The organism is Nonomuraea roseola, from assembly GCF_039535395.1.
Taxonomy (GTDB): Bacteria; Actinomycetota; Actinomycetes; order Streptosporangiales; family Streptosporangiaceae; genus Nonomuraea; species Nonomuraea roseola.
In genome coordinates this window covers 279,305-289,020 of sequence record NZ_BAAAXC010000004.1, presented here as the reverse complement: position 1 = coordinate 289,020, position 9,716 = coordinate 279,305, and positions in this window count along the sequence as shown.

Here is a 9,716-nt window from a genome sequence, read left to right as displayed (position 1 = left end):
CGAGGCCACAGGTGCGGTGACCATGGGGGCCGCGCGGGCCGTGGTGAGTACTGAGGCCACGGGGGTGGTCCAGTCCGCTTCCCTGGACGGCGAGCAGTGCCCGCGCTCTCGTCGCGGACGGGCGGACGCACGAGAGGCGAGACCGACTGGTGGCCGCCCTCTGATCCAGGGAGCTTCGGGTGCCCTGGCGTCCGAGGTGAGCAGTCCGCCAACGCCGCTGCCGTCGGGGGAGCTTGTGGTTCGGAAAGCTCGGGAGACGCGGGCGGGCGCAGAGCCGGTCGGCCAAGAGTCTCTGGGCCGAGTGGCGCACGTGCACGTGTGAGCCGGCGGGTCCATAGTGTCGATCAGAACAACGGCGGGTAGCGGGGCCGCTGTCGCCTCTCGCCGCGAGTCGCGGGCCGTAGCAGGTGGCGGATAGGGTGGTGCCAGCGGGTGAAGGGCCTGGAGCGGAACGCCTGGTCGTGATGTGGCGGGGGGATGGAGCCTTGGTGGCGGCGAGGGGTGTTCGGGGCGGCCGCGGCCTGTCGCCATGGCCCGCCGTGCCGCCGTGCGTTAGGTGGTGTCCGTGGTGTCGCGCTCAAAGTGTATTCGGGCCCGGCGATCTCCTCGTCCGGGTCCTGTGGCCAGGGTGTCTAGCCGCGTTTCGCATGTGACTCACGCCCGAGTGCGGTTGCGGCTGCACAGGGGTGTCGGCGATCGGCGAGCACCAGGGGACGCTGTGTAGAGCGGGTGGTCGACAAGCGTTCAGGGCGTCGAAGGGGCTGGGCATCACCTTGGTGAGGCGGTCGGGCGCGTATGATAGGGTGCCTTGACAGGGCTCCGTCCTCGACAGACCGCGGCCTGTTTTCTTCGGGGACGGGTGGTACCGAGCAGGCCGTGTCGAGAGTGGAAGCCCGCGGGTTGGGCCCGCTAGACGGAGGCGCCGCTGGGTACTCTTGGTGAGGGATGATCCGGCTCCGCGCCGGTCCATGGCTGAGCAGAGGGAGTTACGGAAGTGTCGGGAGGTGGGAGCGCGTGTGATGGCCGCTCCTGAGTGAGGCCTCGCTGGATTCCAAGGTGCGGCTAGCGGCAGTGGCGCGCCGGGCCGGGCGAGTGGATTCCTGGATCCGATTCCAATGCAGGTTCTCGAGTCAGACGCTAAGTGAGGGTTATGTGCGCCGCCCGCTCCGGTCAGACCGAACGCATGCCGGTCGGCCGCGCACGTGGTGCGTGAGCGGGTAAGGATGCCCGGGAGCTGTGGTGGCTCGGAGGAGGCAGTTGGCACGCCTAAGTAGCGGCCTGTGGCTGGTCCAGGTCCGCCAGAGGGAGCTGGGTCATCCCCGCTTCGTGTGCGAGTTACAGGGATCTGCGCTCCATCGACCACTGTGTCGCGAATGAATTCCAGCACTTACGTGGGCCCTCCTCTTCTAACGTGATCCTCTCTTGTGCTAGTCGTAACCATCGACGGTGTCCTCCGTGATGTCGAGGCCCATTTTCGGCATAACCCGAGTGAAGTGCCGCGTCTGATTCGCATACTATGTTACACGGGGCACTAGCATCGGCGCGCTAGCTCTGGACCGGAAATTCAGGAGGTGTCATTGGTTGCCCAAGTCCCATGATAAATCTGGACTTCCCTTCCCCTCGTGACGTACTGTGTCCAGCCCTAGCTGTGTCTGCCTGTACGCAGGTCTGTCGTGGCCTCCTTATTTCACTAACGGGTGGCGGATCGGGTTGTCGAGGGACCCGGGTGCCGTAGCATGGGGTAAACGCTTTAAGAGATCTTTTTGAGTTGTGGTCGTTACGGTTCAAGCTTCAATTTGCACGGATGAGTGTGTCTGGTCTCTATGGCCTATGGCCATTTCATCGCAGCAGCAGGCACCGCGATGGTTGGGGTTTATTGCCCTGGTTCGCTGGTCCCGGCGCTCTTTTTCTATCATGGGGTGCGGTTTAACTGTCCCCCTGTGGTGTCCCCCTCATCTTTGTCTCCAGTTAGTGTGATTAGTCACGTATGAGGCGGTGGTTTGTTCTCTGCTGCGTCCCTGCTCTCTCGATCGACCGTATCATCAACGGACAGGCCCAGGTGAGTCGCGCCACGTCAGGTGCACTTCCTTTTCCCCTGTACCCTTAGTTTAGGCATCTATGCGATCTGCACACCTATGCAGCTCGATAGTTCTGCCTATCCTAGTGGTGCTTGGCGAGAGTGCTTAGGCCCTTAACCTAGGTTCGTCACTTTTATTTCCACTTGCCTAGCTCGTCTCACACCGGCCTGTGGTTACACTATTCCCGATACCGATGTGTTGTCCCGGGCCGAACGCCTCTCTCAGGGTATAATGACTTTCTGATTGTCGTCCTCAAGCACATAACCCTCGAGGAGCGCTAACTGACACCGCCGATCTCCGTACAGGCGCGCTCGCGCACGAGTACAGCTGATTGCGTGGTACGGATGGTGAGCTGCGAACGGGGGGAGGTCGGCTGCTGCTTACCCGCGCAGACGATGACTGGACGGCTGGGACCGGAGGTGTGGTACATGGTGTGTGTAACGGGACCGGCGAGGTTGCTACGTGACTTTGTCGCTCACTCGAGTGAAGTGAGGAATCGCTTGGGCCCGAGCTACGGTGCGCGGCGGGAAGGTTCCACTGTAGCCATCCGCGATTCCCCTGTTGGGCCTCGATGCGAGCCAACCCATCGGGACTGGTTCACGCTGCCTCGGAGTACGGCAGCACCGCGTGGAGAGCAGGTGCCACCGATGCAGCTGCATGCGGGGGGGCGGATGCTGGTCCCTAAGCCGGGTCCCGATGATGACGTTGACAACCTATTGGCTGCGTAGGCGTCTGACCGTGGTGGTTCCTGCAGGTGAGCGGGACCGTTGGCTCGGTGCGATGTTGGCGCGGGTGAGGAGCTGCAGGACCCCTTCCCGCTCGTGAGGAGAAGCTTTGCTGGTGGGATGCCTGTTTCGAGCGTGGACCAGACGCTCAGATAATTCACAATACCTACTCCAGTTCAATTTCAGGATACGAGTTCTAATTGATCTCCCTTGTGATGGCTGACATCTCACTTTCGGCGCTCCGGACTGCCGTGTGTGGAACTGCTCATTCTGGTACCTCTTACGAGGCCGTTATACCAGGGTACCTTCTACTGTTGTGTGCTCGAAGATTGGGGTAGCCTTTGCTTCTGAATGGAGTCGTTCTTGGCCATGCAGTTCGTGGTGTATGGGAGAAGGGCAGCGAGGCAGGTGACCGTGCTGGACTAGTCTTGGCAGGAGGGGGCCAGCGAGAAAGGGACGGGAGATGAACGGAGTCAAAGCTTTTGATCGGTGGTAGAGTGCGAGTTGTCGCGCTGTGGCGGACGAGGGGGTGAGCAATTGTCATCGAGTCGCGCGGAATAATGGGGTCCGGCACCGTGAGTGGAGGGCGTCCGGCACAGCTGTGACGAGGCTGCGCCGGAGCCCAATCACCATGGAGACACGGTCGGGTGCAGAATGCAACGAGATGGGCGGTGGAGGGCGTCGCTAGGGTAGAGTCGCGAGTTCTCAGGGTCGGGGCCGCCGTTCCTATGGAGCTATCCGTGGGCATGGGGGCCACATGGCCTGTTTGGTCGGTACACGTGAAGGAGCGGCGCGTTCACCATTGGGACACAGAGGGTCGTGCCGGAACACGAGACGCCCGTCGTGGAGACAAAGGTAAATGCCAGTTATGCGGCTAGAATGGGGCCGGCCGCTGTCCGAGACCTGGGGAATCGTCGCCCCCTGATGGCACTACATCTCAGCAAGATCCGCCCTCAGGCCAGTCGTCAAGGACCTGTTCAATGCCGGTGCACTACGGCACGCCGAGCAAGGAAGAAGGTAGCCCGTCCCGATCGCCTCGATATGCGACAGGGACCTGTGTGAGGCTGAGCCGCTGTGCCGGCTTGTCATAAATTGACGGCGCCGTGAGCGGGGTCTTGGGATTCGCTCGCTATTCCTGGATGGGCGCTGCGTAAGGGCGCGTACTCTCGCGGCCGGGCAGGCAAGGCCCTAAGCGCGTCGACGAGAGCGTTGGCCCACACGCGGGGGAGACGCGGTGGTGCGCTGACGTCGATCGGGCCGACTTCGCGCGGGGACCCCGCGAGATGGGCGGCCAACAGGGCGCTGACCGCCCTTCGCGGCGGGGTCCCCCGTCGCCCACGGTCCGCGGAGATGGCCGGTCTATTGAATAACGCCGAGGAGCCATCCATACGGGACCGTCCCTGGCGCTTGGTGCTTGGATCAGGCTAGGAATCCTCAAACAAACTACAGTCCAGCCACAAGAACGGGGGCTCGCAAAGACCGCACGGGCGGCGAAGGTGAGGAGGTCCGGGGCCGGCGGGGCATGCGGGCGAGGCGTGTGCGGCGCGGGCTAAGGTCCAGATCGGGCCTGGCCTCTCGAACGCGCGGTTGTGACCGGCCGGTGCTCCGGCTGGTGCCTTGGGCAAGGGGGCACGAGGCCCGCCATGGCGCGATGGTGGCGACCAGCGGCCGTGATCTGCGCGCGTACGAGAGGGGCCATTGATCGTTCCACGTGGGCTTCCAACGATCAGCGAGGGGTTCGCTGTGGAGGGACTTTCACGGTGCGGTGACGCCAGGCGATCAGCGGGTGCCGCGCGGTCGGGCTGGGTCTTGCTGGGAGTCACGGCGTCCGGGCGCGCAGTGGCCAATTGGGGTGGGCAGGGCTCGAGCGCCGGGAGCGCGGCTACCGCGCGGGCCGGGACCGGGCCTGGCCGCCCGTCGTCCTCAAGGGCCGTCAAGCTACCTGGTGCGCTTAGCACCGCCGACGGTGCAGCGAGGCGGCCTGACCTGCGCAAGTGGCTGTCACCCCAGGGCTGTATCCACCGCTGGTCAGGCCCTACCGGTTGCCGACAACGTGGGCGGATGGCGCGGCTTGACAGTTTGGCCTCGTGCCCTTGGCGCTAGGAACTCGGCGCTGGGACTCACCCCCTCTGGCCTACCTGCTCTGGCTCGGTCGACCACGGTGAAGCGACCCCATGCGGGTTGGCACGGGTGCGAGCTCCTCCACACAATGCGCCCGAGTGGAATGCCCCGTCAGAGGTCGAGGAAGTCGGTACGGGCTGCGCATGTTAGGCGCGGCCTGTGCGGGCCATTCGCCTGGCGCTTCACCAATGTGGACGTTCTTGGCCGGGTCTGGGTGTGGCAGGCGTCCGCGGCTACACGCGCAGCTGGCCCGGGCTGTCCTTGGGCCGCTCGTGGATTCAGGTGACATTAGCAGGGCCGGTGCGGGCGCTACCATCCACCGATGTGTCCCAGGCAGGTGGCGACCTGTCCAGGTAGTTCCTGCACGCGCTTACAAGAACGACAAGCCGCGGCCAGTCGCGGCGGACGAGGGCGTCGATGCGACCCGCGAACAGCCCGTATCACCTGTCAGGTGCTGATCGCGCCTCTTGGTTGGAATTTCTTTCCTCGGGGGCTTGCGGACGGGGTCGCTTTCAGGCCGCCTCGCTAGCAGCCCTGCGTGGCACCTGCTGCGGCTAGGCAGCAAGTGATTAACTCGTGAGGGGCGGGGGGTGAGAGGTAGTTTCCTTTGGGCGCCGATCGCTGCTCATCCCGGGACCGTCACTCCTGGATCATATTTTGTTCCGCATGCGTTGGATATGTCTTTTGTTACCTTGTGTGACCGTATTGTACACCGTAGAACCTGTTACCTCGGGCTCTAGGTGCTAGGGGGGACACGCGGGTGGCAAGCGCGGACCGCGTCATCGCTAAGACGAGGTGCGCGGGGACTGGTGAAGCTGTGCTCAGGGGGTAGCTAGGAGGCCGGGATGTTACGGTGAACCCGCTCGGCGTGCTGGGGCGTGGACCCCGGTCGGGAGGGCAGATCCACGATGGGCGGGCGGTACGGTGAGGGTGCGGTCGCGGTGGTTCTGTGGTCGATGCTAGGTCTTCAGGCCTAGCTGGAACTTGCCCAGGGCGGTTGCGGGGCGCTAGATTGTATCACATTTTTTGCGTCTTTCACTTTTCTTCAACCGCTCTTCTTTGTCGGAGTTGTCGGTACTGGTAGTGAAAGGGGGTGGGTTTCCTATCTGGTGAATTCTAACTTTTTGACTTATTAGATCTCCGCATTATACGGTCGCTGCCCTATGGTTTTGAAGATTTTGCCCAGCAACCTGCCTGAGTATTGTTATGGTGCTGGTGTCCTTCTAAGGTGTGTCATTTTGTCTTTGCTCTTTGGGGCGCCCGCATCGACTTTTTGCCTCGACACGTGTTTTGATGACTGACATTCGGGTGTGCGTCTTTTCCATCGTCCTTCTAGTTTCTCTCTCTCCGTCGCTTGAATCGTCTTGTAGTAAGTGAATTTCTGGACAGCTCTTCCTGAGCTCATGGATGACTTGTGCTGTTTACATTCGTCGCCCCTGTCCCCGCCTTCTCCGTCATGGCTAACCCGTTCCGGGATCAACGTCTGGCTCCAGCCGATGTTGTACTCTGCTCTAGCTATACGGGCGTCTTGGTTTTCATGGTTCCTCGATTGTGATTATCGCGGGCCGGTTTGGAGGCGAGCCCGTCATGTGTCGACTGGTTTTGTTTATCTACAGCGGGGTTTCACTGCCGGTGCCGGTGCTTGACGGCTCCTTGATCTAAGTGTTTTCTGTCAGTTCTGAGTCTTATCGGGTCCCGCCCGCTCGGTTAAAGCTAACCTCACACTTTTCTATTCCTGACTCCGGGAGCTGCGTACTTTCCTCGGGTATAACTAGGGGTGCTTCGTTCGATTTGATGGGCTTATCTCTCATGATTGTGTGTGATAATCATGCCTTTCATTGCTTGAGAAAGGTAAAGGCGCGAGTGTGCATGTATGTGCTGCGTTGAGAATACGAGAGCAGCTGTCGATGGAGTGATTGTTGCCCCTGGCAGCCTATTTAAGGCTGTAGCCCGGGCGGTGGAGGGGGTGATCCGGCTAAGGCCAGCGAGAGCAACTGGCTGTTGACGGTGTACCGGCGACTTACTTGTTTCAAGATCCATTTACCTACGGGTGGGCTGCTAGGGGCTTTCGTCGCCTGACAGGTGCTGGGCTCCTCATGGGAACCGTCTCGCGTGTGCAACTATCAAGTGGCTAACGTCGGTAGGATAATTGCGAAGCGGACCGCATTGGCGCGCTGTCTGCCGCACTGGCTCAACTCGCGTGCGGGGGGCACAGGGGAGCAGTAGATCAGGCGAGTGCGTGGCTTGGCGCTGATCCTCAAGAGCGTTTCCACGAGGCTACAACCGGTTGGTACGGGCGTGGGACGAAAGAACCGCGTGAAGGCGCTGCGTGCTGGATCCAGTGGGGTCACAGCGGGCGGTTGGTGCGTCCTTGCCTGGGTCCGCGGTGGCCGGAGGTGCTCGGACCTTGATCAACTCACAGACCGCGGTCAACGGGCTCGACAGTGCCGTCCACATCGAGTGGATCCTCTGGGAGATGTCGCAACATGTCAATTGGCAGGCTCTAATACCTGGGCAACCGTTCTTCAATGATTGCGCGGTGTGGGATCCGCGGCTGGTACCTGAGGCTCGGGCGGCAAGATAGCTCGTGCTCGGTTGCGCGCTGTTCGTTGCTACTTCCTGGATAACATCCTTCTTCCCCCGCCCAGCACCAGGAGTACCGGCGTCTTCGCCAATCGAGTGACCCGAGTCGGTGGCGTGGGACGTAGGGGGTATGCGCACCGAGGAGCCGTGAGCACGAAGTGGGAACTCTCACTCAGCAAGAGAGGTCGGCTTCGTGTCTGCGTGCCGTACCATACATGTGTCGGCGGGGGGGGGCGGTTTTGGGTGTGACCGAGGTCTGGTACGATGAATGCGTGGCAACTGATATCCTCGCGGCGTCGTGGGGCTGTCCGGATAGGTGCTCGTGTCGGAGCACGCGGAGAGGGACGTGATCCCGGTCATACCCTGCGTCTACTTCACGCGGTGAGTCTTTCGGTGGTCTGTGGAATCGATGCTGGCCGGTTTTTTTGGTGCAGGCGCGATGGATGGTGGCGGTGCGGAGGTTCGGGAGGAGGTGCACCTGAGGGGGAGAGTGGGTGGAAGGGGGGAAGTGGGACCGACCGAAACTAGCCGTGGTGTTGCGACACATCGTAAATAAGAGGTGTACTTGGTCGCCGTACTGACAAGTGTCGCACGCAGGCGGAAGGGGGGCGCCGGGAGGTGGGGGGGTTGGTCGCCAGGATCTGGCCGCTGCTTCTCAATAGCCGTCACCGGCTTACGCCCTGAGGTCCGCGTTGTGTTCGGACCGTTTTCTTCCCTGGTCATCCGCGGCGCGGGGTCAGGCGGTGGAAACGTGGGCCGTTCAAACTTAAGGTGACAGGGGCTCCCGGTTGGACCAGTTGTTGCGGATGAGAAGGGGATGGCCGTGCTCGGGGAGTTGGGGGTGGCTACCACGGCGCTGGAACGGGCACCCAGCGATGTAGCGCCGTGGTGTACGGGGATTGGCTGGCGTAGCTGGTCGCCGCAGGAGGCACGAGGGGAGCGCTGCTGGCCGCCGTGTGCGCCAAGCCCGGTTTGGCCCCCTTCACTGCGGCGTGGATGTGGTGCCGGCCTACAGGGGCTTGTGGGTGGGTGTGGACCATACGCCGTGTGGCTGTCCTGATATAGAGAGGGAGTGGTTCGTGACCAGTGGTTCGCAGGCTTGTGGAGCTGGGGTAGGTTGTCGCGGGTGTGCTGGGGGCTAGGATAGGTTGAGCGGGGATCCGATCAATCCTATCGGGTGCGTCGGTCAGCGCGAGACCTCGCAGGGGCTCGGGTGGTAGGCTATGTGCCGTTAGGGTAGTTTTGTGTAGCCCGTTGAAGGTCCCATGCTATACGTGACTTCGGTACTAGCTGCTCATCTCTTGCGGTGCACCAGGTGGGAAAGCCGCGATAGGTAGCTCTTATGCGGTCAGTGGCTGGGGAGGGTCAGGGAGGTCTGATGGCCCAGCTCATGATCCTCACCTGATTTCGCAGAGACGGGGTCAATTAACGAAAGTAGGTGTGGGGAGGTGGTTGTCTAGGCTGTGTGATCAGCAGGGCTCATCCCTTACAGAGTCCACCTTTTTGTTCCAGGGCACGAGCAATTCGTACTCGGGTGGGTGTAGGACGACGCAATCTACCTGGGCAAAACTCGAGCGTGCCGGTGTTAGCGCCGCATCGTTGAGAGAGGGCCGGTGCTGACGGTGGGTCAGGGCCACTAACGAGGGCGAGGGAAGCCTAGGTGCGGGCGCGAGCGGGAGGAATGGTGGCGAACCTAGGTGATGGAGCAGCTTCGTGGAGAGCCACGGCGTGGAGGTGTGGGGCCAGCATGGGGGATCGCCGGGCCGGGGGCTCTGGGAGGGACCGGTGATAGGCCCGAAGCCACGTGCGGCCAGCAGCGACCGTCTCGTTCCAGTACGTGGAGCAGCGGCGCACCGCCATGGGGGGGAGGCACGCGGGTGTGCATGACATCTCCATGAGATCATGATCGCTGGTGTCGTGCCTAGGCAACCGGGATGGTCGAAACCAGCGGGCGTGCACTCCGGTGCCCAGCGTGGGGCACTGGTGGCAGCACAAAAGCAGCGAAGACCGCGCGAGTCGGCGACGGGGTAATGGGGGGGGAGACGATGTCCGCGGAGCGACTAGGCCGGGGGCAACTGCTTCTCGATGCCGACCGTGACGCGCCAGGCGAGGGTGCACACGCGGATTCCGAGGGCAGTAGGCCAGGCGGCGCATGAATGGCGTGATGCTGGAACATAGGGTCAGGCGCCTGGCCTCGCGGCGGCCGATT